This is a genomic window from Streptomyces sp. NPDC014006 (assembly GCF_043088925.1).
Lineage (GTDB): Bacteria > Actinomycetota > Actinomycetes > Streptomycetales > Streptomycetaceae > Streptomyces.
Genome location: NZ_JBICAJ010000006.1, coordinates 376,640 through 402,138, shown reverse-complemented (window position 1 = coordinate 402,138; position 25,499 = coordinate 376,640). Strand labels below are relative to the sequence as shown.

The window sequence follows — 25,499 nt, the reverse complement described above, 5'->3', positions numbered from 1 at the left end:
AGGTCTCCGCGGAGCCGTGAGCTGCGGGGACGTAGGTCGCCAAGCCGCCCGGGCGGCGGCCCCGTACCATGGGGTGAGGCCGTGGCATGTTCAGCCCGGCAGGGCCCGCGCAGCAGGGCCGTCCTCACACTCCGGGAGATCGCCGCAATATGGCCACGCGCCACGACATCCGCAATGTCGCCATCGTCGCCCACGTCGACCACGGCAAGACCACCATCGTCGACGGCATGCTGAAGCAGGCCGGCGCCTTCGCCGCCCACCAGCTCGAGGGCGTCGACGACCGCATGATGGACTCGAACGACCTGGAGCGTGAGAAGGGCATCACGATCCTCGCCAAGAACACGGCGGTCAAGTACCACCCGAAGGACGGCGGGGACCCGATCACGATCAACATCATCGACACCCCCGGCCACGCCGACTTCGGCGGCGAGGTCGAGCGCGGTCTGTCGATGGTCGACGGTGTCGTGCTGCTGGTGGACGCCTCCGAGGGCCCGCTGCCGCAGACCCGGTTCGTGCTGCGCAAGGCGCTCCAGCAGCGCCTGCCCGTCATCCTGTGCATCAACAAGACGGACCGCCCGGACTCCCGGATCGACGAGGTCGTCAACGAGACCTACGACCTCTTCCTGGACCTGGACGCGGACGAGGAGCAGATCGAGTTCCCGATCGTCTACGCCTGCGGCCGTGACGGCATCGCCTCGCTGACCAAGCCGGACAACGGCACGGTCCCGGCCGACAGCGACAGCCTGGAGCCGTTCTTCTCCACCATCCTGGAGCACATCCCGGCCCCGGCGTACGACGAGGACGCCCCGCTCCAGGCCCACGTCACCAACCTCGACGCCGACAACTTCCTCGGCCGTATCGCGCTGCTCCGTGTCGAGCAGGGGGAGCTGCGCAAGGGCCAGACGGTCGCCTGGATCAAGCGCGACGGCTCGATCAGCAACGTCCGCATCAGCGAGCTGATGATGACCGAGGCGCTCACCCGCAAGCCCGCCGAGAAGGCCGGCCCGGGTGACATCTGCGCCGTCGCCGGTATCCCGGACATCATGATCGGCGAGACCCTGGCCGACCCGGAGAACCCGGTCGCGCTGCCGCTGATCACGGTCGACGAGCCGGCGATCTCGATGACGATCGGCACGAACACCTCGCCGCTGGTCGGCCGCGGCGGCACCGGCAAGGGCGCCGACGCCAAGGCGGCCGTGAAGGACCGCAAGGTCACCGCCCGCCAGGTCAAGGACCGCCTGGACCGCGAGCTGATCGGCAACGTCTCGCTGCGGGTGCTGGACACCGAGCGTCCGGACGCCTGGGAGGTCCAGGGCCGTGGTGAGCTGGCGCTCGCCATCCTGGTCGAGCAGATGCGCCGCGAGGGCTACGAGCTGACCGTCGGCAAGCCGCAGGTCGTCACCAAGGACGTCGACGGCAAGACCTACGAGCCGGTCGAGCGCATGACGATCGACGTGCCCGAGGAGCACATGGGTGCCGTCACCCAGCTCATGGGCGTCCGTAAGGGCCGGATGGACAACATGTCCAACCACGGCTCCGGCTGGGTCCGCATGGAGTTCGTGGTGCCGTCCCGTGGTCTCATCGGCTTCCGCACCGAGTTCCTGACCCAGACCCGTGGCACGGGTATCGGCCACTCCATCCACGAGGGCTTCGAGCCCTGGTTCGGCAACCTGACGACCCGCAACAACGGCTCGCTGGTCGCCGACCGCGCCGGTGCCGTCACCGCCTTCGCGATGACGAACCTGCAGGAGCGCGGCGTGCTGTTCGTGGAGCCGGGTACCGAGGTGTACGAGGGCATGATCGTCGGTGAGAACTCCCGCGCCGACGACATGGACGTCAACATCACCAAGGAGAAGAAGCTCACCAACATGCGGTCTTCCTCCGCCGACTCGTTCGAGGCGATCGTCCCGCCGCGCAAGCTGTCGCTGGAGCAGTCCCTGGAGTTCTGCCGCGACGACGAGTGCGTCGAGGTGACCCCGGAGGCCGTCCGCATCCGCAAGGTGAACCTGGACGCCCGCGAGCGCGCCCGCGCCGCGAGCCGCGCCAAGCACGGCTGACACACCGGCAGCGACGAGCCGGGCCCCCGCGTTGAGCGGGGGCCCGGCTCGTCTGCGTTGCCGTACCCATACCGTGCGTGCCGGGGGAATCCGCCAGAGGGTAGGGAAAACCCTTCATCCTGGGCTCTAAGCCGCACAGGGTGGCCGATTTCTACTAGTCTGCTGAGCGGGTGGGCGTGATCTGTCATGCGCTCAAGTGCCCGGCGGGCCCTCGCCGTTCGCGTCCGGCCGCCCCTTCTTCGGGGCAGCGCGAAGCGCCCCGCACGGCGGCCACGGTAGCCGCAAGTGCTTTTTCCCACCCGTGTGTCCGGAATGCGGACAGTGATCACCGATAGATGTGTAACAAGTCCGTTTCGCAGCGATCTATCTGCAAACTGTTTGTCCGGATTTTGGAAGAAGTAGGCGACAGGTGTGATCGAACCGAGACCTTAGGGGTGTGGTTCGGCTGGTGGCCCATGGCAGATAGTTAGGCGCGTAGAGCTCGGATCTCGGGTCGCGCCAGCTGCGGCGCCGACTCGCGAGCGGGGGGACACCTCACCATCTGCACCGTCCATGACGGTGGTGTGACGCGTGCCCCTCTATGCGGTGAACCAAAGGACTCATAAGGAGGAACCCATGCGCGGTGCGAAAAGCGCCAAGTGGGTCGCGATAGCCGCGGTTGTGGCGCTTGGTGCGACCGCCTGTGGTGGTGGCAGCGACAAGGGCGACGGCAAGGCCGCGATCGACCCGAACGGCAAGTTCTCGGTCGAGGTGGGCGAGCCGCAGAACCCGCTGCAGCCGGCCAACACCATGGAGTCCAACGGCAGCATCGTCATCAAGTCGCTGTTCTCCGGGCTCGTCGACTACGACAGCAGCGGCAAGATCGTCAACGTCAACGCGCAGTCGATCGACACCAAGGACAACAAGACCTTCACGGTCAAGCTGAAGCCGGGCTGGACCTTCCACGACGGCACCCCGGTCACCGCCACGTCCTACGTCAAGGCGTGGAACTGGGCGGCCAACCCGGCCAACAAGCAGACCAACAGCGCGTGGTTCGCCGACATCCAGGGCTACGGCGACGTCGCCCCGGAGAGCGGCAAGGCCAAGGCCACCGAGATGTCCGGCCTGAAGGTCGTCGACGACAACACCTTCACCATCACGCTGTCCAAGCCGATCCCGTACTTCGTGTACAAGCTCGGCTACGAGGTCTTCGACCCGCTGCCCGAGTCCTTCTACGCGGACCCGAAGAAGGCCGGCGAGCACCCGATCGGCAACGGTCCCTACAAGTTCGTCAAGTGGGACCACAAGAAGCAGATCGAGGTCACCAAGTTCGACGGCTACAAGGGTCCGAACGCCGCCCAGAACGGCGGTGTGATCTTCAAGAACTACGCGAAGCTCGAGACCGCCTACCAGGACCTCAAGTCCGGCAACCTCGACGTGATGCGCCAGGTCGCCCCGCGTGACCTGCCGGTCTACAAGGCCGACCTCGGCGACCGCGCCGTGGACCAGGCGTACTCCGCCATCCAGACCATCGCGGTGGCGTACTACTCCCCGCAGTGGAAGAAGATCGACCCCCGCGTCCTGCAGGGTCTGTCGATGGCGATCGACCGGGACACCATCACCAAGACGGTCCTCCAGGGCACCCGTGAGCCGGCCACCGGCTGGGTCGCCAAGGGCGTCCTCGGCTACGAGCCGAACGCCGTCGGCGACATCACCAAGTACGACCCGGCCAAGGCCAAGGAGCTCATCAAGGCCGGCGGCGGCGTCCCGGGCAACAAGATCTCCATCCAGTTCAACGCGGACGGCGGTCACAAGGAGTGGGTGGAGGCCGTCTGCGGCTCCATCACCAAGGCGACCGGCGTGGCCTGCACGGGCGACTCCAAGCCCGACTTCCAGGCGGACACCAACGCGCGTGACGCCAAGCAGGTCAAGTCGCTGTACCGCTCCGGCTGGGTGCTCGACTACCCGTTCATCTCCAACTTCATCCGCGACCTGTTCGGCTCCAAGGCCGACGGCAACCAGGGTGACTTCAACAGCAAGCAGATCGACGATCTGATCGCCAAGGCTGACGCGGCGAAGACGCTGGAGGACTCGGAGAAGCAGTACCAGCAGATCGAGAAGGAACTGCCGAAGTACATGCCGAGCATCCCGCTCTGGTACTACAAGGTCAACGCGGGCTACTCGGAGAAGGTCTCCGGTGTCAAGTACGCCCAGGACGGTGACCCGATCCTGACCGGCGTTCAGGTCAAGAAGTAACCGCTGGCGAACAGCGTTGCCGTGCCGCACCCGGGGGGGTGCGGCACGGCGTCGGCCGACAACAGGCCGGGGGGCCCTTTTCAGCACACACGTACGGACAAGCTCGGGGGAGCCGTTCGTGTGTGATGGAAAGGGCCTGCCGCTGTGACTGACATGGAGGCACCATGGGGCGCTATGTCGCACGACGACTGCTCCAGATGATCCCGGTCTTCATCGGGACAACCCTGCTGATTTTCCTGATGGTCTACGCCCTGCCCGGCGATCCCGTGCGGGGGCTCTTCGGTGACAAGGGCACGAGCCCGGCGGTCCTTCGGGCGCTGCGGCACGAGTACGGCCTCGACAAGCCCGTTCTGGTCCAGTACTTCGACTACATGAAGGGCATCGTCCTGCACTTCGACTTCGGCAACCAGATCGCCAGCGGGCGTCCGGTCACCGAAATCCTGGGCGACGCCTTCCCCGTGACGCTGCGCCTGTCCGCCCTGGCGTTCGTCATCGAGGCGATCCTCGGCATCGTCCTCGGCGTCGTCTCCGGCATGCGTGCCGGCAAGTGGGCCGACACCGTCATCCTCTTCGTGACGCTGCTGCTGATCTCGGTCCCCGTCTTCGTCCTGGGCTACATCCTCCAGACGGTGTTCGCCTTCCAGCTCGGCTGGCTGGAACCGGCGGTCAACGACGACACGAACCTCAACCAGCTGCTGCTGCCGGCCATCGTGCTGGCCAGCGCCTCACTGGCCTATGTGGCCCGGCTCACCCGGACGTCGATCGCGGAGAACCTGCGCGCCGACTACATCCGCACCGCCGTCGCCAAGGGCCTGCCCCGCCGCCGTATCGTCGGTGTGCACCTGATGCGCAACTCGCTCATCCCCGTCGTCACCTTCCTCGGCACCGACCTCGGTGCCCTGATGGGCGGCGCCGTCGTGACCGAGAGCATCTTCAACATCCACGGCGTCGGCGGCACCATCGCCGACTCGATCACCCGCCGTGAGGGCACCACGCTGGTCGGCCTGGTCACCATCCTCGTCCTCGTGTACCTCGTCACCAGCCTGATCGTGGACCTGCTGTACGCGGTTCTGGACCCGAGGATCCGTTATGCCTGAGCTGACCAAGACCGCAGACGAGCCCGTCGTCGCCGTCGCCGCAGGCGGCGCCCCCGCGGGCAAGCCGGAGAAGACCCGCAGCCTGTGGGGTGACGCCTGGCGGGACCTGCGCACCAACTGGGTGTTCATCGTCTCGGCGGTGCTCATCCTGCTGCTGATGGTGATGGCGGCCTGGCCGAGCCTGTTCACGGGCGCGGACCCGAACAACAAGGACCTGGCGGCCCACTACCTCCAGCACCCGCACTACGGCAAGGTCTTCGCCGAGGACTGGCTGGGCTACGACGCCCAGGGCCGCAGCGTCTACGCCCGTGCCATCTACGGCACCCGCGCCTCGCTGCTCGTCGGCGCGGGCACCACGCTGGTCGTCACCGTCTTCGGCGGTCTGGTCGGCATGCTCGCCGGCTACTTCGGCGGCTGGCTGGACGCGGTGCTGTCCCGGATCACGGACATGTTCTTCGGCATCCCGTTCCTGCTCGGCGCGATGGTGATGCTGAACTCCTTCACCGAGCGCAACATCCCCGTCGTCATCACCGCCCTGGCCTTCCTGGGCTGGACCCAGACGGCGCGTGTCATGCGCGGTTCGGTGATCACCGTCAAGGCGACGGACTATGTGCAGGCGGCCAAGGCGCTCGGCGCCTCGACCAGCCGGATCCTGTTCCGCCATGTGCTGCCCAACGCGGTCGCACCGGTGATCGTCGTCGCCACCATCTCGCTGGGTGTCTACATCGGCGCCGAGGCGACGCTGTCGTTCCTGGGCCTGGGCCTGAACGGCGTCTCGTGGGGCAACGACATCTCCGACGGCGGCAACCAGATCCGCGTCGCGCAGTACATCATGCTCTACCCGTCGATCATGCTCAGCATCACGGTGCTGGCGTTCATCATGCTCGGTGAGGCCGTCCGCAACGCCCTCGATCCGAAGTCGCGCTGAGGGAGGCGTACGTGACCATCATCGAAGACACCACTTCCGTGCCCTCGCCGCGCGGCGAGGGCGCCGACGGCGGTCCGCTGCTCGAAGTGCGTGACCTGCACGTCGAGTTCCACACCCGTGAGGGCGTGGTCAAGGCCGTCAACGGCGTCAACTACAGCGTCTCCGCGGGTGAGACCCTCGCCGTGCTCGGCGAGTCCGGCTCCGGCAAGTCGGTCACCGCGCAGGCCATCATGGGCATCCTCGACATGCCGCCGGCGAAGATCCCGCAGGGCGAGATCCTCTTCCGTGGCCAGGACATGCTGAAGATGTCCGGCGAGGACCGCCGGCAGATCCGCGGCCGCCGTATCGCGATGATCTTCCAGGACGCGCTCAGCTCGCTGAACCCGGTGCTGACCGTCGGCTACCAGCTCGGTGAGATGTTCCGCATCCACCAGGGTCTGTCCAAGAAGGACGCCAAGGCCAAGGCCATCGAGCTGATGGACAAGGTCAAGATCCCGGCCGCTGCCGCCCGCGTCAACGACTACCCGCACCAGTTCTCCGGCGGTATGCGCCAGCGCATCATGATCGCCATGGCGCTGGCGCTCGAGCCGGACCTGATCATCGCCGACGAGCCGACCACGGCCCTCGACGTGACAGTCCAGGCGCAGGTCATGGACCTGCTCGCCGAGCTGCAGCGCGAGTACAACATGGGCCTGATCCTGATCACCCACGACCTCGGCGTGGTCGCCGACGTCGCGGACAAGATCGCGGTGATGTACGCGGGCCGGATCGTGGAGCGCGCCCCGGTCCACGAGCTGTACAAGCGGCCGGCGCACCCGTACACGCGGGGTCTGCTGGACTCCATCCCGCGCCTGGACCAGAAGGGCCAGGAGCTGTACGCGATCAAGGGTCTGCCGCCCAACCTGCTGCACATCCCGACCGGTTGCGCCTTCAACCCGCGCTGCCCCAAGGCCCAGGACATCTGCCGCGAGCAGGTCCCGCCGCTGGCGCCGGTCACCGAGCAGGACGGCACGGACCTGCCGGGCCGCGCCTCGGCCTGCCACTTCTGGAAGGAGACGCTCCATGGCTGAGCTCAGCAAGAACGACGAGCAGCCGGATGCCACGCCGAACGTCTCCGAGGTGGACGTCGTCGACGCCCACTCCGAGGATGAGGCGGTCGCCGCGATCGAGGCGCCCGTGTCGCGCGGCGAGCCGATCCTTCAGGTGCGTGACCTGAAGAAGCACTTCCCGCTGACCCAGGGCATCCTGTTCAAGAAGCAGATCGGCGCGGTCAAGGCCGTCGACGGTGTCTCCTTCGACCTGTACCAGGGCGAGACCCTCGGCATCGTGGGCGAGTCCGGCTGTGGCAAGTCCACGGTCGCCAAGCTCCTGATGAACCTGGAGCGCGCCACCGCGGGCGAGATCTTCTACAAGGGCCAGGACATCACCAAGCTGTCCGGGCGGGCGATGAAGGCGGTCCGCCGCAACATCCAGATGGTGTTCCAGGACCCGTACACCTCGCTCAACCCGCGGATGACGGTCGGCGACATCATCGGCGAGCCCTTCGACATCCACCCCGAGGTGGCCCCGAAGGGTGACCGGCGCCGCAAGGTGCAGGAGCTGCTCGATGTCGTCGGTCTGAACCCGGAGTACATCAACCGCTACCCGCACCAGTTCTCCGGCGGCCAGCGCCAGCGCATCGGCATCGCCCGCGGCCTGGCCCTGAACCCCGAGATCATCATTTGCGACGAGCCGGTCTCCGCGCTGGACGTGTCCGTCCAGGCGCAGGTCGTCAACCTGATGGAGCGCCTGCAGGACGAGTTCAACCTGTCCTACATCTTCATCGCGCACGACCTGTCGATCGTCCGGCACATCTCGGACCGTGTGGGCGTGATGTACCTCGGCAAGATCGCCGAGATCGGCACGGACGAGCAGATCTACGACCACCCGACGCACCCCTACACCCAGGCGCTGCTCTCCGCGGTCCCCGTCCCGGACCCGGACGCGCGTGAGCGCCGCGAGCGCATCATCCTCACCGGTGATGTGCCGTCCCCGGCGAACCCCCCGTCGGGGTGCCGCTTCCGCACCCGGTGCTGGAAGGCGCAGGACAAGTGCGCGCAGGAGGTTCCGATCCTGGCGATCCCGGAGCGCTTCAAGGGCGAGGACACGCCTGCGGCGCACGAGTCGGCGTGCCACTTCGCCGAGGAGAAGGACGTCGTCCACGCGGTGTGACCGCCGTCGGCTGAGCCGTTGTTCCCGGTGCCCTTTGATTTGGGGTGCCGGGAACTTTGGTTTTCTGCGGTGGTCTTTCGGATGCGGGCGCGTTGTGGCTGGTCGCGCCCGCGCGGCGGTAGCCGCATGTCAGTACAGCCCCGCGCCCCTCAAGTCGGCTTCGCTCCCGTCAGCGACAAGTGACAGGCCGATTGGGGGGCCGTACCGGCACTCAGGACGCCTGGGTCCTGTGAGCGGCAGGACTCTGCCACCCCCGCTCGCTCCGCCTCCCCGCCGGCCAGAGCCGGGCAGCGGACGTGGAAGCGGCAGCCGGAGGGGATGCGGGAGGGGTCCGGGGGTTCGCCCGACAGGACGACCGGGGTGCCGGGGGCCTCGGGGAGGACCGACAGCAGGGCCCGGGTGTAGGGGTGCCTCGGGGAGGTGAGGACCTCTTCCACCGTTCCCGTCTCCACGATCCGGCCCAGGTACATCACCGCCACCCGGTCGGCGATGTTCCATGCCAGGCCCAGGTCGTGGGTCACCACCAGCGCCGCCAGGCCGAGTTCGGTGCGCAGGCGGAGCAGCAGGGCCAGGATCTCGCCGCGCACCGAGGCGTCCAGGGACGCCACCGGTTCGTCGGCCACCAGCAGCTTCGGTTCCAGCACCAGCGCGCCCGCGATGACGACGCGCTGGCGCTGGCCGCCGGACAGTTCGTGCGGGTAGCGCAGGAAGAAGCGCTCCGGGGGGCGCAGGCCCGCGCGCGACAGGGCGTCGGCGACCGCCTCGCGTTCGTCCCCGGCGTGCCCGTGGATGCGCAGGCCCTCCGCCACCGCGTCGTACACCGTGTGCCGGGGGTTGAGGGAGCCGCTGGGGTCCTGGAGGACCAGCTGGACCTGGCGGCGGTGGGCGCGCAGGGCTCGTTGCGAGTAGGACAGTTCCCGTCCGTCGTACGTCACCCGGCCCGCCGTCGGTTTCACCAGCCCCAGCAGCGCGCGGGCCAGCGTCGACTTGCCGCAGCCGGACTCGCCGACCAGCGCGACGATCTCGCCGGGGCGGATGTCGAGCTGCACCCCGTCGACCGCGCGGGCCGGCCCGGCGCCCTGCCGGCCCGGGAACGTCACGCCCAGGTCCCGCACCGTGAGCAGCGGGGCGTTCGGTGTCGTCGTCATGGCGTGCTCCTCGCGTTCTCGGGCGGTGGCCCGGCGGGAGGCGCGGCCGGGTCACCGGGCGGCCCCGCGGACTCCGGTACGCCGGTCACGTGCACGCAGGCCGCCGCGCGGCTCGGGCCGGCGTCCCGCAGCGGCTGGTCGTCGGCCGCGCACACCGGCAGGGCCACCGGGCAGCGGGCGTGGAAGGCGCAGCCGGCGGGGAGGGCGGACGGGTCCGGCGGGTCGCCGGGCAGGCCCCGCGGGGCGAACCGGGACGCCGGGTCGCCGATGCGGGGGAACGCGGCCGACAGGGCACGCGCGTACGGGTGCCGGGCGTCCTCGTGGACCGAGCGGGCCGGGCCCTCCTCGACCACGCGCCCGGCGTACATCACCGCCAGCCGGTCGCAGGTGTCGGCCAGCACGGCGAGGTCGTGACTGATCATGATCAGGCCGACGTCCTGGTCGGCGACCAGGTGCTCGATCAGCCTCAGGATCTGCGCCTGGATCATCACGTCCAGCGCGGTCGTCGGCTCGTCCGCGATGATCAGCCGGGGCTCGCAGGCCAGCGCCATGGCGATCATCACGCGCTGCCGCTGGCCGCCGGACAGCTCGTGCGGGAAGGCCGAGGCGCGCGCCGCCGGCAGGCCCACCTGCTCCAGCAGCTCCCCGGCGCGCTTGCGGGCGGCGGCGGCCGTCGCCCGTCCGTGCAGCAGGATCGGTTCGGCGATCTGGTCGCCGACCCGGTGCACGGGGTTGAGGGAGTGCATCGCGCCCTGGAACACGATCGACGCCCCCGCCCAGCGCACCGCGCGCAGCCGCCCCCAGCGCATGCCGAGCACGTCCTCGCCGTCCAGCGTGACCCGGCCGGTGATCCGCGTGCCCGCAGGCAGCAGCCGCAGCAGCGCCAGGGCCAGCGTCGACTTTCCGCAGCCCGACTCGCCCGCGACGCCGAGTTTCTGCCCGGCCTCCAGCGTCAGGTCCACGCCGCGTACGGCGGCCGCCCCGCCCTGGTACGTCACGGCGAGGTCCCGCACCTCCAGCAGCGTCATCGCGCCACCCCCAGCCTCGGATTGAGGACTGCCTCCACGGCCCGTCCGCACAGCGTGAACGCCAGCGCCACCCCCGCGATCGCGATGCCGGGCGGCACCAGGTACCACCAGTCGCCCGAGCTGACCGCGCCCGCCTCCCGCGCCTCCTGGAGCATCCCGCCCCAGGACACGACCGTCGGATCGCCCAGCCCGAGGAAGGCGAGCGTGGCCTCGGCGAGGATGGAGGAGGAGATCATCAGCGTCGTCTGCGCCAGCACCAGCGGCATCACGTTCGGCAGTACGTGCCGGGTCATGATGTGCCAGTGCCCGCCGCCGAGCGCCTTCGCCCGTTCGATGTACGGCCGTGACTCCACCGCGAGGGTCTGCGCCCGCACCAGCCGCGCGGTCGTCGGCCAGGTGGTGACGCCGATCGCCAGCACGACCGTACCGAGCGAGCGGGGCAGCACGGTGGCCAGCGCGATGGCCAGCACCAGTGTCGGCATCACCAGGAACCAGTCCGTGACCCGCATCAGGACGGTCGCGTACGCACCCCGGAAGTGTCCGGCGGTGATCCCGACGACCGCGCCGATCGCCACCGACAGCACGGCCGCGAGCAGGCCGATGAGCAGGGAGACCCGCGAGCCCCACACCAGCAGGCCGAGCAGGTCGCGGCCGAAGCGGTCGGTGCCCAGCCAGAACTCTCCGCTCGGGCTCTGCAGCGGCCGCCCGGGTGCGCCGGTCACGCTCGCCACGTCCGAACCGACCGTCAGGGGCGCGCTCAGCGCGAGCAGGGCGAGCAGCACGAGGGCCGCGAGGCCCACCAGCCCGGCGCGGTGGGTGGTGTACTGCCGCCAGAACCGTGCGGCGGCGCGGCGGCGGCGCTGCCGGGTCAGGGCCGCCACGGTGGGCGGCGCGGTTGCGCTCATGTCCGTCCCACCCTCGGGTCGAGCAACGGATAGACCAGGTCGGCCAGGGTGTTCATGACGATCACCGCCGCGGCGAAGAAGAGGAACAGGCCCTGCACCAGCGGCAGGTCGGGCACGCTGAGCGCCTGGTAGAACAAGCCGCCCAGGCCCGGCCAGGAGAAGACGGTCTCGACCAGGATCACCCCGGCGACGGTCCGGCCGAGGTTGACGAAGACGAGCGTGACGGTCGGCAGCAGCGCGTTGGGCACCGCGTGGCGGCGGCGCACCAGGTCGTCGCGCAGCCCCTTGGCCCGTGCGGTCGTCAGATAGTCGCTGCCCATCTCGTCCAGCAGCGCCGAGCGGGTCACGAGCAGCGTCTGGCCGTACTCGACGGCGACCAGCGTGACTACCGGCAGGATCAGATGGTGGGCGACGTCGAGGACGTACGCGAAGCCCTCCTTGCCGCCGGACTCCATGCCGCCGGTGGGGAAGAGCCCGGGGAGCGGGCCGATGCCGACCGACAGCACGATGATGAGCAGCAGGCCCAGCCAGAACGACGGCACCGAGTACAGGGTCAGCGCCAGGCCGGTGTGGAAGCGGTCGGAGAGGCTGCCGCGCCGCCAGGCCGCGCGGGTGCCGAGGAAGACGCCGAGCAGGGTGTAGAGCACGAACCCGGTGCCGGTGAGCAGCAGGGTGTTGGGCAGCGCCTCGGTGATCTTGTCGACGACCGGGGCGCGGAACTGGTACGAGGTGCCGAGGTCGCCGGTGAGCGCCTTGCCGCAGTAGTCCGTGAACTGCTGCCACAGCGGCAGGTCCAGACCGAACTCCCGGCGGTAGGCGGCCAGTTGCTCGGCGGAGATCGGGCGACCGCCGGTCATCGTGCGGACCGGGTCGCCCGGGATCAGCCGGAACAGGAAGAAGCCGGTGACGAGCACGGCCAGCAGCGACACGGCGGCGCCGGCCAGCTTGCCGGCCCCGTAGCGCAGGTAGGGGACCGGTGACGGGCGGCGCCGGGTGCGCTCGCCCGCCGTGGCGAGAGTGGTGGCGGTCATCGGCTACTCGCGGTCCTCGGCGGTGGAGCGGCGGCGCAGGGCGAGGAAGCCGGCGGCGCCCACGAGGACGACGGCACCCGCGACGATCCCGACCACCACGCCGGTCGAGCTTCCGGAGTCCGAGGAACCGTCGGAGGCGGCGGGCTCGGCCGACCACCAGCTCCAGTAGCCGTCCTGGCCGTAGATGTTGCCCGCGGCCTTCGGCATCGTCTCGATCGAGGCGATCTGGTCGCTACGGTAGGCCTCCAGCGCGTTGGGGTACGCCATGACGTTCATGTACCCGGTGTCGTACAGCCGCGACTCCATCTGCTTGACCAGGTCCGCCCGCTTGGCCGGGTCGTATTGGGCGAGCTGACGGGTGTACAGGTCGTCGAACCGCTTGTCGCAGATGAAGTTGTCGGTCGCGCCGGTCTTCTTCGCATCGGCGGGCAGGGCGGCGCAGGTGTGGATGGAGAGCACGAAGTCCGGGTCGGGGTTGACCGACCAGCCGTCGAAGGCGAGGTCGTAGGTGCCGGCCAGCCAGGGGTCGCTGACGTTGTCCAGGCAGTCGAGGCGGACGCCGACGCCGAGCTTGCCCCACCACTCCTTCAGATACTGGCCGACGGCCTTGTCGTTGGGGTCGGTGGCGTGGCACAGCAGACGGTAGCTGAGCGGCTTGCCGTCCTTGCCGACGCGCTGCCCGGAGCCGTTCTTCCGGTAGCCGGCCTGGTCGAGGAGTTGCGCTGCCTTCGCCGGGTCGTAGGCCAGTTCCTGCTCGGGCGAAGGCTTCCAGAAGTACGTGGAGAAGCGCGGCGGGATGTATCCGGCGCCCTCGACGGCGTGGCCCTGGAAGACCTTGTCGATGAGCGTCTTGCGGTCGACGGCGAGGAACAGCGCCTGGCGCACCCGCTGGTCCAGCAGCGTGGGGTTGCCGTCGCCGAGGCGGGTGCCGTCCTTGGCGCGGGCGCCGGGGTTGACGGCGAGGGCGTAGAAGCGCCGGCCGGGGGCGTCGTTGACCTTGACGCCGTGCTGGTTCTTCAGGGCGGCGGCCTGGGCGGGGGTGAGGTTGCCGACGAAGGACACCTCGCCCTTCTGCAGGGCGGCGACGGCGGCGTCGCCGTCCTTGTAGTACTTGAAGACCAGCTCGTCGAACTTGGGCGCGCCACGCCAGAACGTCTTGTTGGCCTTGAGCCGTACGTAGCTGTCGGGCTTGTAGTCGGCGAGCACGAACGGGCCGTCGCCGACGACGGGGAAGGTCTTGTCGTTGTTGAACTTGGAGAAGTCGCCGACCTTCTCCCAGATGTGCTTGGGCACGATCGGCACGTCGAGCGCCGTCATGGTGGCCTGGGGCTTCTTCAGCTCGATGACCAGTCGGGTGGGGCTCGGGGCGGTCACCTTGCGGAAGTTGCCGACGAAGCTGCCGTTGGCGGTGGCGGCGGACTCGTCGGTCATCATCTTGGTGAAGGTCCAGGCCGCGTCCTCGGCGGTGACCTTCTGCCCGTCGGACCAGGTGGCGTCGGAGCGGATGGTGTACGTCCAGGTGAGCTTGTCGGCCGAGGGCGCCCACCGGGTGGCGAGGCCCGGGACCGCGTGCGCGTCGCCGGGGTCGTAGTCGGTGAGGTACTCGTACATCAGCCGGTTGATGCTCGTGGAGAGCAGGCGGGTGGCGAGGAAGGGGCTGAGCGAGTCGACGCTCTGCGCGACGGCGACGGTGAGCACCTTCGGGCCGCCGTCCGCCGCCACGGCCTGGGCGGGCGCGGGGGCGAGCGGGGTGACGAGGGCGGCGGTCAGCGCCAGCGCGGCGGTGCCGGCCGCGGCGGCGAGGCGGGTGGTGGGGCGCGCTCTTACGGGTCCGTGCTGATCGTTTCGCTTCATGGAACGTGACCTCGCGTCGTCGCTCGCTGGGGACAACAGTGTCCGGAAGTGGCCCCTCGCTCGGGGACGGGTGTGTCTGGAAGTGGCTGATCACTCGGGGACGGCTGTGTCTATCAGTGGCTGTCTGCGCGCGTCAACGGTCCGTCAAACCCCTTGCCGCCTGCGAAAACGGCACTTCGACGGCTTCCTGCGCACACCATTGGTCCAGTCCACTGAAGCCCCCCAGGTGAAGCCCTGACGGCCCCTCGGGAGAACTCCCGGCACGCGAAGGAGCCCCGCCGGACATGGTCCGACGGGGCAGGGGTGGAACCGGCGCCCTCCCGTATGTGCCGGTTCCCTCAGGAGGTACGAGTGGGCATCACCCGTACTGGATCCCCCACAGGTTGTTGTTGCGCTTGGCGGGGGCGACGATGCCCGACTTCTTCCAGATCTTGTGCTTCACGCACTGCTGCTGGCCGTTGGGCTCCAGGTGGTACTTGGTGACGCTGAAGCCCTTGGCCTCGTGGTACATCATCAGGCGGCCCTTGGTCTTGCCGGACTTCTTCTGCACCGTCGCCGAGTAGGTCCAGGTGTCCGACTTCGTCCAGGTCTTGCCGACGGAGACGCTGAAGGACGTCGACGCCTTGGCGAAGATGACGCCGGCCTCGGTGCCCAGCGTGGCCGTGCCGGTGGCGGTCCAGCTGCCGGTCTTGTTCTTTGCGTAGCTGATGGTCACGCCCGGCCGCGCCCAGTCACTGTGCACGTTGGTCGGTTCCCACACGGTCTTCTTGTCGCTGATGCTGTAGATGGGGGTGTCGTCGCACCGGACCCCGGCGGCCGCCGTCGGGGCGGAGACCACCACCGCACCGCAGCCGAGCAGAGCGGTGGACAGGGCCGCGCTCATCACACGCTTCATGGATCGCCTTTCAGGCACACACGGGCCGGCGGCCGGACCGGTCGTGTCCCGGCGCGCCGACTTGAAGAGAACACGCCAGATACTTCTCCCAACTCCCCTGAGGGGGAAGCGATCTGAGTGACTCTTGAGCTTCGCGTGCGGTGCCCGGCGTGTCGTCGCACCCGAGGTCCGTCTCTTCATCCGATGCGACGAGGCGCCGTATCTCCTGCTCTTCCGTCCCTCCCGCGCGGTGCGCCGTATGCACCCGGACGGGCGACCCGTGCCCCGGACGGATGGCGTGAATGTGAGGTATGTGGCATTCAAGCGGATAGTGACCATAACGATCAGCGCCCCGGCGCCGGCGGCATCGCGTCGCCCGGCGGGGGCGCAGGGACGAGGAGGCACTCCATGCGCGGAGCCACGCACGCCACCTGGGCCACCTGCGCGGCCGCGGTAGTCCTCGCGGCGACGGCCTGCGGAAGCGGGGGAGACAGCGGCAGCGGTGGCGGCAACGGCGGCGGCGTCCTCAGCTCCTCCTGGGGCGACCCGCAGAACCCGCTGGAGCCGGCCAACACCAACGAGGTCCAGGGCGGCAAGGTCCTCGACATGATCGTCCGCGGGCTGAAGCGGTACAACCCGCAGAACGGCAAGGCCGAGGACATGCTCGCCCAGTCGATCGAGACCTCCGACTCCCAGAACTTCAAGATCACCATCAAGCCCGGCTGGACCTTCTCCAACGGCGAGAAGGTCACCGCCAAGTCCTTCGTCGACGCCTGGAACTATGGCGCGAGCCTGAAGAACAACCAGAAGAACGCCTACTTCTTCAGCTACATCGACGGCTACGACAAGGTCCACCCCGACAGCGGCAAGCAGACCGCGGACACCCTGTCCGGCCTGAAGCTCGTCAACGACCAGACCTTCACCGTCAAGCTCAGCCAGAAGTTCTCCACCTTCCCCGACACCCTCGGCTACCCGGCCTTCGCCCCGCTGCCGCAGGCGTTCTTCACCGACCACGCCGGCTGGACCAAGAAGCCGATCGGCAACGGCCCGTACGCCATCCAGTCGTACGCCAAGGGCTCGCAGATGTCCCTGCGCAAGTGGGACGGCTACCCGGGCTCGGACAAGGCGCAGAACGGCGGCGTCGACCTGAAGGTCTACACCGACAACAACACCGCCTACACCGACCTGATGGCCGGCAACGTGGACCTGGTCGACGACGTCCCGGCCGCGCAGTTGAAGAACGTCAAGAGCGACCTGGGCGATCGCTACCTCAACACCCCGGCCGGCATCATCCAGACCCTCTCGTTCCCCTTCTACGACGCGCGCTGGAACAAGCCGAACTCCGCGAAGCTCCGCCAGGGCCTGTCGATGGCCATCAACCGCAAGCAGATCACCGACACGATCTTCGCGAAGACCCGCACCCCCGCCACCGACTGGACCTCACCCGTGCTCGGCGCGGCGGGCGGCTACAAGCCGGGCCTGTGCGGGAAGTTCTGCGACTACAACCCGGCCGAGGCCAAGAAGTACGTCCAGCAGGGCGGCGGTATCCCCGGCGGCCAGCTGAAGATCACCTACAACGCCGACACCGGCTCCCACAAGCAGTGGGTCGACGCCGTGTGCAACTCCATCAACAACGCGCTCGGCAACACCAAGGCGTGCGTCGGCAACCCGGTCGGCACCTTCGCCGACTTCCGCAACCAGATCACGCAGAAGAAGATGAGCGGCCCCTTCCGGGCCGGCTGGCAGATGGACTACCCGCTCATCCAGAACTTCCTGCAGCCCCTGTACTACACCAATGCCTCCTCCAACGACGGTCACTGGTCCAACAAGCAGTTCGACGGCCTCGTCGACAAGGCCAACCAGGAGACCGACACCGCCCAGGCCGTCGGCCTGTTCCAGCAGGCCGAGGGGGTCGTCCGGGACAACATGGCCGCGATCCCGCTGTGGTACCAGAACGGCAGCGCCGGCTGGTCGGACCGCCTGTCCAACGTGAAGCTGAACCCGTTCAGCGTGCCCGTGTACGACGAGATCAAGGTGAGCTGACCGGTCATGGGGCGCTACGTCGTCCGGCGTCTGCTGCAGATGATCCCGGTGTTCATCGGGGCGACGCTGCTGATCTTCCTGATGGTGAACGTGATGGGCGACCCCATCGCGGGGCTGTGCGGCGAGCGGCAGTGCGATCCGGCCACCGCCGCCCAGCTGAAGAAGGAGTTCGGGCTCGACAAGCCGGTGTGGCAGCAATACCTGACCTACATGGGGAACGTCTTCACCGGTGACTTCGGTACGGCGTTCAACGGCCAGGAGGTCACCGAGCTGATGCGGACCGCGTTCCCCGTCACCATCCGGCTGACCATCGTCGCGATCCTCTTCGAGATCGTCATCGGCATCACCCTCGGCGTCGTCACCGGCCTGCGCCGCGGCCGGCCCGTCGACACCGGGGTGCTGCTCGCGACCCTCGTCGTGATCTCCGTGCCCACCTTCGTCACCGGCCTGCTGCTCCAGTTGCTCCTCGGCGTGGAGTGGGGCTGGATCAGCCCCTCGGTGTCCCCGGCCGCGCCCTTCAACGAGCTGATCGTGCCCGGCCTGGTGCTGGCGTCGGTGTCCCTGGCCTACGTCACCCGGCTCACCCGCACCTCCATCGCGGAGAACCGGCGCTCGGACTATGTGCGCACCGCCATCGCCAAGGGGCTGCCGCGGCGCCGGGTCGTCGTCCGGCACCTGCTGCGCAACTCCCTCATCCCCGTCGTCACCTTCATCGGCACCGACATCGGCGCGCTGATGGGCGGCGCGATCGTCACCGAGCGCATCTTCAACATCCACGGCGTCGGCTACCAGCTCTACCAGGGCATCCTGCGGCAGAACACCCAGACCGTCGTGGGGTTCGTGACCGTCCTCGTGCTGGTCTTCCTGGTCGCCAACCTGGTCGTCGACCTGCTGTACGCCGTACTCGACCCGAGGATCCGCTATGCCTGAGCAGCCGTACGAGCCCGAGGGCGCCATCGCCGGCACCGGCATGGGCGGCGCGATGGACCTCGCGTCCAGTGAAGCGACGACGCTGGAGAAGACGCCGGGCGGCCCGCAGGGCACCGGTCCGCAGGCCAAGCCGCGCTCCCTGTGGTCCGACGCCTGGCGCGACCTGCGCCGCAACCCGGTGTTCCTGATCTCCGGGGTCATCATCCTCTTCCTGGTCTTCATCTCCCTGTGGCCGTCGGCCATCACCTCCGGCTCCCCCCTCAAGTGCGACCTCTCCAAGGCCCAGCAGGGCTCCTCGGCCGGCCATCCCTTCGGCTACGACGGCCAGGGCTGCGACGTGTACACGCGCACCGTGTACGGGGCCCGTACGTCGGTGACGGTCGGCGTGTGCGCCACGCTCGGCGTCGCGCTGCTCGGCAGCGTGCTGGGCGGGCTCGCCGGGTACTTCGGTGGCGCCTGGGACGGGTTTTTGTCCCGGATCACCGACATCTTCTTCGCGATCCCGGTCGTGCTCGGCGGCCTGGTGCTGCTGTCCGTGGTCACCAGCAACACCGTCTGGCCGGTCGTCGGCTTCATCGTGCTGCTGGGCTGGCCGCAGCTCTCCCGCATCGCCCGCGGCTCGGTCATCACCGCCAAGCAGAACGACTACGTGCAGGCCGCCCGCGCGCTCGGTGCCTCCAGCTCCCGCATCCTGCTGCGGCACATCACGCCCAACGCGGTCGCCCCGGTGATCGTCGTGGCGACCATCGCGCTCGGTACGTACATCGCCCTGGAGGCCACCCTGTCCTTCCTCGGCGTCGGCCTGAAACCGCCCAGCGTGTCCTGGGGCATCGACATCTCCGCCGCCGCGCCCTACATCCGCAACGCCCCGCACGCCCTGCTGTGGCCCTCCGGCGCCCTGGCCGTCACGGTGCTGGCCTTCATCATGCTCGGCGACGCGGTCCGCGACGCCCTCGATCCGAAGCTGAGGTGAGTCGCCGTGCTGCTCGAAGTGCGTGATCTGCACGTGGAGTTCCGGACGCGGGACGGGGTCGCCAAGGCCGTCAACGGTGTCACCTACGGCGTGGAAGCGGGGGAGACGCTCGCCGTGCTCGGTGAGTCCGGGTCCGGCAAGTCGGTCACCGCGCAGACCGTCATGGGCATCCTCGACATGCCGCCGGGCCGGATCACCGGCGGCGAGATCCTCTTCCAGGGCAAGGACCTGCTGAAGCTGAAGGAGGACGAGCGGCGCAAGATCCGCGGCGCCGGGATGGCGATGATCTTCCAGGACGCGCTCAGCTCCCTCAACCCGGTGATGACGGTCGGCGACCAGCTCGGCGAGATGTTCGTGGTGCACCGCGGGATGACGACCAAGGACGCCCGCGCCAAGGCCGTGGAGCTGATGGAACGGGTGCGCATCCCGGCCGCCAGGGAGCGGGTGCGGCAGTACCCGCACCAGTTCTCCGGCGGTATGCGCCAGCGCATCATGATCGCCATGGCGCTGGCCCTGGAACCCGCGCTCATCATCGCCGACGAACCGACCACGGCCCTGGACGTGACGGTCCAGGCCCAGGTGATGGAGCTGCTCGCCGACCTCCAGCGCGAGTACAACATGGGCCTGATCCTCATCACCCACGACCTCGGCGTGGTCGCCGACGTCGCCGACAGGATCGCCGTGATGTACGCCGGCCGCATCGTGGAGTCGGCGCCGGTGCACGACATCTACAAGGCGCCCGCCCACCCGTACACCCGCGGCCTGCTGGACTCCATCCCGCGGCTGGACCAGAAGGGCCACGAGCTGTACGCCATCAAGGGCCTGCCGCCCAACCTCATGAACATCCCGCCCGGCTGCGCCTTCCACCCGCGCTGCCCCATGGCCCGGGACGTGTGCCGCACGGACGTGCCGCCGCTGTACGAGGTGTCCGAAGAGCGCGGCAGCGCCTGCCACTTCTTCAGGGAGTGCCTGCATGGCTGAGCCGATCCTCGAGGTCAGCGGGCTGGTCAAGCACTACCCGCTCACCCAGGGCATCCTGTTCAAGAAGCAGGTCGGTGCGGTGAAGGCCGTCGACGGCGTCGACTTCACCCTGGACCGGGGTGAGACCCTCGGCATCGTCGGCGAGTCCGGCTGCGGCAAGTCCACGGTCGCCAAGATGCTGGTCAACCTGGAACGGCCGACCGCCGGGCAGATCCGCTACAAGGGCGAGGACGTCACGAGGCTCTCCGGGCGCGCGATGAAGGCGGTCCGCCGCAACATCCAGATGGTGTTCCAGGACCCGTACACCTCGCTCAACCCGCGGATGACGGTCGGCGACATCATCGGCGAGCCCTACGAGATCCACCCCGAGGTCGCGCCCAAGGGCGACCGGCGCCGCAAGGTGCAGGACCTGCTGGACGTCGTCGGTCTGAACCCCGAGTACATCAACCGCTACCCGCACCAGTTCTCCGGCGGCCAGCGCCAGCGCATCGGCATCGCCCGCGGCCTCGCGCTGCGCCCCGAGGTGATCGTCGCCGACGAGCCGGTCTCGGCCCTGGACGTGTCGGTGCAGGCGCAGGTCATCAACCTGATGGACCGCCTGCAGAGCGAGTTCGACCTCTCCTACGTCTTCATCGCGCACGACCTGTCGATCGTCCGGCACATCTCGGACCGCGTCGGCGTGATGTACCTGGGCCGCATCGTCGAGATCGGCACGGACGAGCAGATCTACGTCCACCCCACGCACCCGTACACCCAGGCGCTGCTCTCCGCCGTCCCGGTCCCCGATCCGGAGGCCCGCGAACACCGGGAGCGCATCATCCTCGCCGGCGACGTCCCCTCCCCGACGAACATCCCCTCCGGCTGCCGCTTCCGCACCCGCTGCTTCAAGGCCCGCGAACGCTGCGCGCTGGAGGTGCCGCTCCTGACGATCCCGCCCCACCTGCCCGGCGGCCCGGCCGCCCACCCCTCGGCCTGCCACTTCGCCGAGGAGAAACAGGTCGTCCCCGCGGAGGACCGCCCCGGCCGGCCGCCCGAGGTGCCCACCGAACAGCGCCCGCCGCAACAGGGAGACGGGCCGGGGTGACATCGCTGCCACCCCGGCCCGCTCACGGCACCCGCACGGCCGTACGCTGATCAGTCTCACGCGTCCGTATATCGGTGCCGCTTCCACCAAGTTGCCGGTGTGTTAACGGAGTTAGCGGTTCTTTGTGCCGCTATGCGAGGGCCCGCCGGAGGAAGTCCACCTGGAGCAGGAGCAGGTTCTCCGCGACCTGTTCCTGGGGGGTCATATGGGTCACCCCGGACAGGGGGAGCACCTCGTGCGGGCGGCCCGCGGCCAGCAGGGCCGAGGACAGGCGCAGCGAGTGGGCGACCACGACGTTGTCGTCGGCGAGGCCGTGGATCACCATCAGCGGGCGGTGCGGTTCGGCGGGGGAGACCAGACCGCCGTCGTCCACCAGGGAGCTGTGCGCGTACGGCGCCGGGTCCGCGCCCGGGTCGCCGAGGTAGCGCTCGGTGTAGTGCGTGTCGTACAGCCGCCAGTCGGTGACCGGGGCGCCCGCGATGCCGGCGTGGAAGACGTCCGGGCGGCGCAGCACGGCTAGGGCCGCGAGGTAACCGCCGTAGGACCAGCCGCGGATGGCGACCCGGGTCAGGTCCAGCGGGTAGCGCTGCGCGAGGTCCCGCAGCGCCTCGATCTGGTCGTCCAGGGTCACCGTGAAGTCGCGGTGGATCGCCTTCTCCCAGGCCGGCGAGCGCCCCGGCGTGCCCCGCCCGTCCGCCACGACGACGGCGAAGCCCTGGTCGGCGAACCACTGCGAGGTCAGATGCGCGTTGTGCGCGGCGGCCACCCGCTGACCGTGCGGGCCACCATAGGGGTCGAGGAGCACCGGCAGGGGGGTGTCACCGGGGTAGTCCGCAGGCATAAGCACGGCGCACGGGATCCGCCGTGCGCCCCCCTCGGTGAGCGTCACGCGCGGGGACAGGCCGGGATCCTCGGCATACGACGCGACGGTCGCCACCGGCTTGCCGTCCCGCAGCACCTGCACCCGCGCGCCCGGCCGGTCCGGCGTCGCCGACACCAGCACCGTCACGCCCCCGGCGCGCACCGCCGAGTGCACCCCGGGCTCCTGCGACAGGCGCTCCCAGCCCAGCTCGTTCACCCGGTAGACGTGCACCTCACCGGTCTCCGGCGCCTCCGCCTCCTGGCCCGCGGACGCGGAGACCAGCACGTCCTCGTCGGCGACGTCGAGCACAGCCCGCACATGCAACTGCGGTCCGGTCAGCGGCCGTTCCCCGACCGCCAGGACCCGCGCCCCGCCCTCGTCCGCGATCCGGACAAGCCGTCCGGAGGGTGACCAGGCCGGCGCCCCGGCGAAAAGTTCCAGCCAAATCGGATCTTCATCGGCGTGCACCATCCGGGTCACCCCGGTGTCCGGGTCCACCGCCAGATACAGCTGGCTGCGCTGGTCCCGCGCCTGCACCAGCAGCAGCGGCGCCCCCGCCGCTGACCAGTGCACTCGCGCCAGATACGGGTAGCGCGCCCGGTCCCAGGAGACCTCCGTGCGCACCCCGTCGAGCCCGACCACGAACAGCCGCACCTCGGCGTTCGCCGTCCCGGCCGCCGGATAGCCGACATGACGTGGCTCACGTTCCGGATGGGCGGGGTCGGCGATCCACCAGCGCCGCACCGGCGTGTCGTCCACGCGTGCCACCAGCAGCCGGTCCGACTGCGGCGACCACCAAAAACCCCGCGAACGCGACATCTCCTCGGCCGCGATGAACTCGGCCAGCCCCCAGCTCACCCCCTCGGATTCCGCTTCCGCCAGCGCCCGGTCACCCTCGCCCTCCGCGCCGACCACCCGCAGGGCGCCCCCCGCGACGTAGGCGACATGGCGGCCGTCGGGGGAGGGGCGCGGGTCGATCGCCGGCCCCGGAACGCGCAGTTCACGTGCCGTACCGGCGCGCAGTTCGGCCGTGAAAAGCCGCCCCGACAAGGCGAAGGATGCCAGTTCGACGGCCGCGTCGGTGGCGTAGCCGACGATGCCGGCGCCGCCCTCCCGGCTGCGCTCGCGGCGCGCGCGCTCCTCGGGCGACAGGTTCTCCAGGGCCCCGCCGAGCAGGGCGTACGGGTCGGCCGCCATGCGCTCGGCGCCGTCGGCCACGTCGAGGACCCACAGCGCGCCGGCCCGGTCGGTGCCGGAGGACGACCGCAGAAACACGACACGGGAACCGTCGGGCGCGACGGTGAACGAACGCGGCGCGCCGAGGGTGAATCGCTGGGTGCGGGCATGCCGCCGCGGGAAGGAGTCAGGCTCGCTCGTCATGCCCTGACCATATTGGCCATGAGCCCCCTTGTGCGCCCGTGCGCCGAGCCATGCGCGAGTACGTAAAGCTATGATCACTAACGCTGTGTGGGTATGAACCTGTCGGCTCGTGCATGGACTTACGAAGTGCCCTGCTCTGTTTGGAGGTGAACCGCCGTGGCACTCTCGATTTCGGCGGTGGTGCTGCTGGCGATCATCGTCTTCCTGCTGGTCAAGAAGTCCGGGCTCAAGGCGGGGCACGCGATCGTCTGCATGCTGCTCGGCTTCTATCTCGCATCCTCGACGGTCGCGCCCACCATCAGCGACCTGACCTCGAACATCGCGGGAATGATCGGCAGCATCAAGTTCTGAGCTGCCGTACCACCCTCCGGGCCGTCCGCCCGGGGACCGTCGCGGGCCGTCATGGGCCGCCACCCTTAGGGTGGCCCCATGACCGCTCTGCCCTCCCGACGTCTGCTGCTGGTGCACGCGCACCCGGACGACGAGTCGATCAACAACGGCGCCACCATGGCCAAGTACGCCGCCGAGGGCGCCCAGGTCACGCTGGTGACCTGCACCCTCGGGGAGCGTGGCGAGGTCATCCCGCCCGAGCTGCGGCATCTGACCGGCGCCGCGCTGGGCCGGCACCGGCTGGGCGAGCTGGCTGCGGCCATGCGTGAACTCGGCGTCCACGACCACCGGCTGCTCGGCGGCGCCGGCCGCTACACCGACTCCGGGATGATGGGCCTGCCCGACAACGACGACCCCGCCTGCTTCTGGCAGGCCGACCTCGACGAGGCCGCCGGACACCTCGTTCAGGTGATCCTCGAGGTACGGCCCCAGGTCCTCGTCACCTACGACGACAACGGCGGCTACGGCCACCCCGACCACATCCAGGCGCACCGCGTCGCCATGCGCGCCGCCGAACTCGCCGCCGACGCCGGCCGGCCCATCCCCAAGATCTACTTCAACCGGGTGCCGCGCACGGTCGCCGACGACTCCTTCACCCGACTCCAGCGGGAGCTGCCGGGGCTGCCGTTCACCAAGACGGCCACGGTCGACGACGTACCCGGTGTCGTCGCCGACGACCGGGTGACCACCGCCGTCGACGGCAGTGCGCACTCCGCCGCCAAGGCCGCCGCGATGGCCGCGCACGCCACCCAGATCGAGGTCGCCCCGGGGCGGCCGTACTTCGCGCTCTCCAACGAGCTGGCACAGCCGCTGTTCACCACCGAGTACTACGAGTTGGTGCACGGGGAGCGCGGGAGCTCGCGCGAGAGCGACCTGTTCGCCGGGATCGGGGAGGCGTGATGGAGCAGCGCGGATCCGGTTCCCTGCTGGCTCAGCCGCTGCGGCCGCCGTCCCCCGGGCGGGCCGTCGCCTACCTCGGCCTGTTCGTCCTCGGCGGGGTCGTCGCCGTGGCCGGGGCGCTGGTGCAGGCCGCATGGTTCCCGGGCGGGCTGCTGCTGGCGCTCGCCGGAGCAGCCGGACTCTTCCTCGGCGGGGCGCGCGCCGCGGGCAGCCGGGCCGGGGCCGTCGCTCCCGTCGCCGGCTGGATGGTCACCGTAATCTTCCTCACCGCCAGCCGCCCGGAAGGCGACTTCCTGTTCGGCGCCGGCGGCGGTTCCTATCTCTTCCTGCTCGGCGGCATGGCCGTGGCTGTGATCTGCGCCACCCTCGGCGGGGGGCGCCAACCGGGGCCGGACCCCGCCCGACTTGGCAAGTGACGTCCCCTTCGCCGCAGCGCGCTCGTGCGATTCCCGTGTGGGTTTCCCCAGCGGTCGTGGGATACGGGCCAGAAGTGGCCAGTATGGTGGTGCGCGCCGCCGAGACGCCCTCAGGCTCCACGAGCCGGGGGGACCCCCAGCGAAGGACGATGACGCGGGCGGCGGAGCCAAC

At 69.5% G+C, this 25,499-nt stretch carries 21 protein-coding genes; 14 read left to right on the top strand and 7 right to left on the bottom strand.

The features are described from left to right. Window positions 1-149 precede the first annotated feature (149 nt). The 6 genes from typA to ACF1GV_RS22720 all read left to right on the top strand — a co-directional run bounded on the left by typA (window position 150) and on the right by ACF1GV_RS22720 (window position 8,528). A complete protein-coding gene (gene typA / locus ACF1GV_RS22745; protein WP_391683721.1) occupies window positions 150-2,057 on the top strand; it encodes a translational GTPase TypA in 1,908 nt (635 codons plus the stop codon). Between the two features lie 615 nt (window positions 2,058-2,672). After that, a complete protein-coding gene (locus ACF1GV_RS22740; protein ID WP_391683718.1) occupies window positions 2,673-4,292 on the top strand; it encodes an ABC transporter substrate-binding protein in 1,620 nt (539 codons plus the stop codon). A gap of 164 nt (window positions 4,293-4,456) precedes the next feature. Beyond that, window positions 4,457-5,389: an ABC transporter permease gene (locus tag ACF1GV_RS22735; RefSeq protein ID WP_391683716.1), complete on the top strand. Its 933-nt coding sequence runs from the start codon at window positions 4,457-4,459 to the stop codon at window positions 5,387-5,389. Next, complete coding sequence (locus tag ACF1GV_RS22730) at window positions 5,382-6,317, top strand: ABC transporter permease (protein WP_391683714.1); 936 nt, start codon at window positions 5,382-5,384, stop codon at window positions 6,315-6,317. Before ACF1GV_RS22735 ends, ACF1GV_RS22730 begins: the two co-directional genes overlap by 8 nt. Before the next feature lie 11 nt (window positions 6,318-6,328). Continuing rightward, window positions 6,329-7,387 (top strand): ABC transporter ATP-binding protein, encoded by a 1,059-nt coding sequence (locus ACF1GV_RS22725; protein ID WP_391683711.1) that lies wholly within the window; start codon window positions 6,329-6,331, stop codon window positions 7,385-7,387. Continuing rightward, window positions 7,380-8,528 (top strand): ABC transporter ATP-binding protein, encoded by a 1,149-nt coding sequence (locus ACF1GV_RS22720; protein ID WP_391683708.1) that lies wholly within the window; start codon window positions 7,380-7,382, stop codon window positions 8,526-8,528. The genes ACF1GV_RS22725 and ACF1GV_RS22720 overlap by 8 nt, the downstream gene beginning before the upstream one ends. Window positions 8,529-8,677: 149 nt before the next feature. Here the strand turns inward: ACF1GV_RS22720 and ACF1GV_RS22715 are convergent, their stop codons facing one another. The 6 genes from ACF1GV_RS22715 to ACF1GV_RS22690 form a co-directional block, all read right to left on the bottom strand. Beyond that, window positions 8,678-9,676 carry an ABC transporter ATP-binding protein gene (locus ACF1GV_RS22715; protein ID WP_391683706.1) on the bottom strand — a complete coding sequence of 333 codons (999 nt, stop codon included), beginning with the start codon at window positions 9,674-9,676 and terminating at the stop codon, window positions 8,678-8,680. Then, window positions 9,673-10,704: an ABC transporter ATP-binding protein gene (locus tag ACF1GV_RS22710; protein WP_391683703.1), complete on the bottom strand. Its 1,032-nt coding sequence runs from the start codon at window positions 10,702-10,704 to the stop codon at window positions 9,673-9,675. Before ACF1GV_RS22710 ends, ACF1GV_RS22715 begins: the two co-directional genes overlap by 4 nt. Next, the gene (locus ACF1GV_RS22705; RefSeq protein ID WP_391683701.1) at window positions 10,701-11,609 is read right to left on the bottom strand and encodes an ABC transporter permease; all 909 of its coding nucleotides are present in this window, start codon (window positions 11,607-11,609) and stop codon (window positions 10,701-10,703) included. The genes ACF1GV_RS22710 and ACF1GV_RS22705 overlap by 4 nt, the downstream gene beginning before the upstream one ends. After that, window positions 11,606-12,640, bottom strand: coding sequence for an ABC transporter permease (locus tag ACF1GV_RS22700; RefSeq protein ID WP_363262720.1), 1,035 nt, complete (start codon window positions 12,638-12,640; stop codon window positions 11,606-11,608). Before ACF1GV_RS22700 ends, ACF1GV_RS22705 begins: the two co-directional genes overlap by 4 nt. 3 nt (window positions 12,641-12,643) lie before the next feature. After that, on the bottom strand, window positions 12,644-14,494 hold the full coding sequence (locus ACF1GV_RS22695) for an ABC transporter substrate-binding protein (protein ID WP_391683697.1): 1,851 nt from the start codon (window positions 14,492-14,494) through the stop codon (window positions 12,644-12,646). Window positions 14,495-14,852: 358 nt separating this feature from the next. Then, window positions 14,853-15,389 (bottom strand): hypothetical protein, encoded by a 537-nt coding sequence (locus ACF1GV_RS22690; protein WP_391683694.1) that lies wholly within the window; start codon window positions 15,387-15,389, stop codon window positions 14,853-14,855. Between the two features lie 387 nt (window positions 15,390-15,776). Between ACF1GV_RS22690 and ACF1GV_RS22685 the strand changes: the two genes are divergently transcribed. Genes ACF1GV_RS22685 through ACF1GV_RS22665 form a run of 5 tightly spaced genes read left to right on the top strand, consistent with a single transcriptional unit; the run spans window position 15,777 to window position 21,379 of the window. Further along, window positions 15,777-17,411, top strand: a complete 1,635-nt coding sequence (locus tag ACF1GV_RS22685; protein WP_391683691.1) for an ABC transporter substrate-binding protein — start codon at window positions 15,777-15,779, stop codon at window positions 17,409-17,411. Window positions 17,412-17,417: 6 nt separating this feature from the next. Further along, window positions 17,418-18,341: an ABC transporter permease gene (locus ACF1GV_RS22680; protein ID WP_391683688.1), complete on the top strand. Its 924-nt coding sequence runs from the start codon at window positions 17,418-17,420 to the stop codon at window positions 18,339-18,341. After that, entirely contained in the window at window positions 18,334-19,314 is a 981-nt protein-coding gene (locus ACF1GV_RS22675; protein ID WP_363262715.1) for an ABC transporter permease, read from the top strand. The genes ACF1GV_RS22680 and ACF1GV_RS22675 overlap by 8 nt, the downstream gene beginning before the upstream one ends. Before the next feature lie 6 nt (window positions 19,315-19,320). After that, entirely contained in the window at window positions 19,321-20,295 is a 975-nt protein-coding gene (locus ACF1GV_RS22670; RefSeq protein ID WP_391683686.1) for an ABC transporter ATP-binding protein, read from the top strand. After that, window positions 20,288-21,379: an ABC transporter ATP-binding protein gene (locus ACF1GV_RS22665; RefSeq protein WP_391683683.1), complete on the top strand. Its 1,092-nt coding sequence runs from the start codon at window positions 20,288-20,290 to the stop codon at window positions 21,377-21,379. The genes ACF1GV_RS22670 and ACF1GV_RS22665 overlap by 8 nt, the downstream gene beginning before the upstream one ends. A gap of 130 nt (window positions 21,380-21,509) precedes the next feature. On the opposite strand, the gene ACF1GV_RS22660 is transcribed toward ACF1GV_RS22665, so the two are convergent. After that, on the bottom strand, window positions 21,510-23,621 hold the full coding sequence (locus ACF1GV_RS22660) for a prolyl oligopeptidase family serine peptidase (protein WP_391683680.1): 2,112 nt from the start codon (window positions 23,619-23,621) through the stop codon (window positions 21,510-21,512). A 156-nt stretch (window positions 23,622-23,777) separates the two neighbouring features. Between ACF1GV_RS22660 and ACF1GV_RS22655 the strand changes: the two genes are divergently transcribed. The 3 genes from ACF1GV_RS22655 to ACF1GV_RS22645 all read left to right on the top strand — a co-directional run bounded on the left by ACF1GV_RS22655 (window position 23,778) and on the right by ACF1GV_RS22645 (window position 25,327). Next, window positions 23,778-23,972, top strand: coding sequence for a hypothetical protein (locus ACF1GV_RS22655; protein WP_363262710.1), 195 nt, complete (start codon window positions 23,778-23,780; stop codon window positions 23,970-23,972). Window positions 23,973-24,050: 78 nt separating this feature from the next. Next, on the top strand, window positions 24,051-24,911 hold the full coding sequence (gene mshB / locus ACF1GV_RS22650; RefSeq protein ID WP_391683678.1) for an N-acetyl-1-D-myo-inositol-2-amino-2-deoxy-alpha-D-glucopyranoside deacetylase: 861 nt from the start codon (window positions 24,051-24,053) through the stop codon (window positions 24,909-24,911). Then, window positions 24,911-25,327 (top strand): DUF6113 family protein, encoded by a 417-nt coding sequence (locus tag ACF1GV_RS22645; protein WP_391683675.1) that lies wholly within the window; start codon window positions 24,911-24,913, stop codon window positions 25,325-25,327. The genes mshB and ACF1GV_RS22645 overlap by 1 nt, the downstream gene beginning before the upstream one ends. Window positions 25,328-25,499 lie beyond the last annotated feature (172 nt).

Excerpts from the sequence above, each read along its gene's own strand:
- typA (WP_391683721.1), top strand. The coding sequence starts at position 150 with ATGGCCACGCGCCACGACATCCGCAATGTCGCCATCGTCGCCCACGTC.
- ACF1GV_RS22740 (WP_391683718.1), top strand. The coding sequence starts at position 2,673 with ATGCGCGGTGCGAAAAGCGCCAAGTGGGTCGCGATAGCCGCGGTTGTG.
- ACF1GV_RS22735 (WP_391683716.1), top strand. The coding sequence starts at position 4,457 with ATGGGGCGCTATGTCGCACGACGACTGCTCCAGATGATCCCGGTCTTC.
- ACF1GV_RS22730 (WP_391683714.1), top strand. The coding sequence starts at position 5,382 with ATGCCTGAGCTGACCAAGACCGCAGACGAGCCCGTCGTCGCCGTCGCC.
- ACF1GV_RS22720 (WP_391683708.1), top strand. The coding sequence starts at position 7,380 with ATGGCTGAGCTCAGCAAGAACGACGAGCAGCCGGATGCCACGCCGAAC.
- ACF1GV_RS22715 (WP_391683706.1), bottom strand. The coding sequence starts at position 9,676 with ATGACGACGACACCGAACGCCCCGCTGCTCACGGTGCGGGACCTGGGC.
- ACF1GV_RS22710 (WP_391683703.1), bottom strand. The coding sequence starts at position 10,704 with ATGACGCTGCTGGAGGTGCGGGACCTCGCCGTGACGTACCAGGGCGGG.
- ACF1GV_RS22705 (WP_391683701.1), bottom strand. The coding sequence starts at position 11,609 with ATGAGCGCAACCGCGCCGCCCACCGTGGCGGCCCTGACCCGGCAGCGC.
- ACF1GV_RS22700 (WP_363262720.1), bottom strand. The coding sequence starts at position 12,640 with ATGACCGCCACCACTCTCGCCACGGCGGGCGAGCGCACCCGGCGCCGC.
- ACF1GV_RS22695 (WP_391683697.1), bottom strand. The coding sequence starts at position 14,494 with ATGAAGCGAAACGATCAGCACGGACCCGTAAGAGCGCGCCCCACCACC.
- ACF1GV_RS22690 (WP_391683694.1), bottom strand. The coding sequence starts at position 15,389 with ATGAAGCGTGTGATGAGCGCGGCCCTGTCCACCGCTCTGCTCGGCTGC.
- ACF1GV_RS22685 (WP_391683691.1), top strand. The coding sequence starts at position 15,777 with ATGCGCGGAGCCACGCACGCCACCTGGGCCACCTGCGCGGCCGCGGTA.
- ACF1GV_RS22680 (WP_391683688.1), top strand. The coding sequence starts at position 17,418 with ATGGGGCGCTACGTCGTCCGGCGTCTGCTGCAGATGATCCCGGTGTTC.
- ACF1GV_RS22675 (WP_363262715.1), top strand. The coding sequence starts at position 18,334 with ATGCCTGAGCAGCCGTACGAGCCCGAGGGCGCCATCGCCGGCACCGGC.
- ACF1GV_RS22665 (WP_391683683.1), top strand. The coding sequence starts at position 20,288 with ATGGCTGAGCCGATCCTCGAGGTCAGCGGGCTGGTCAAGCACTACCCG.
- ACF1GV_RS22660 (WP_391683680.1), bottom strand. The coding sequence starts at position 23,621 with ATGACGAGCGAGCCTGACTCCTTCCCGCGGCGGCATGCCCGCACCCAG.
- mshB (WP_391683678.1), top strand. The coding sequence starts at position 24,051 with ATGACCGCTCTGCCCTCCCGACGTCTGCTGCTGGTGCACGCGCACCCG.
- ACF1GV_RS22645 (WP_391683675.1), top strand. The coding sequence starts at position 24,911 with ATGGAGCAGCGCGGATCCGGTTCCCTGCTGGCTCAGCCGCTGCGGCCG.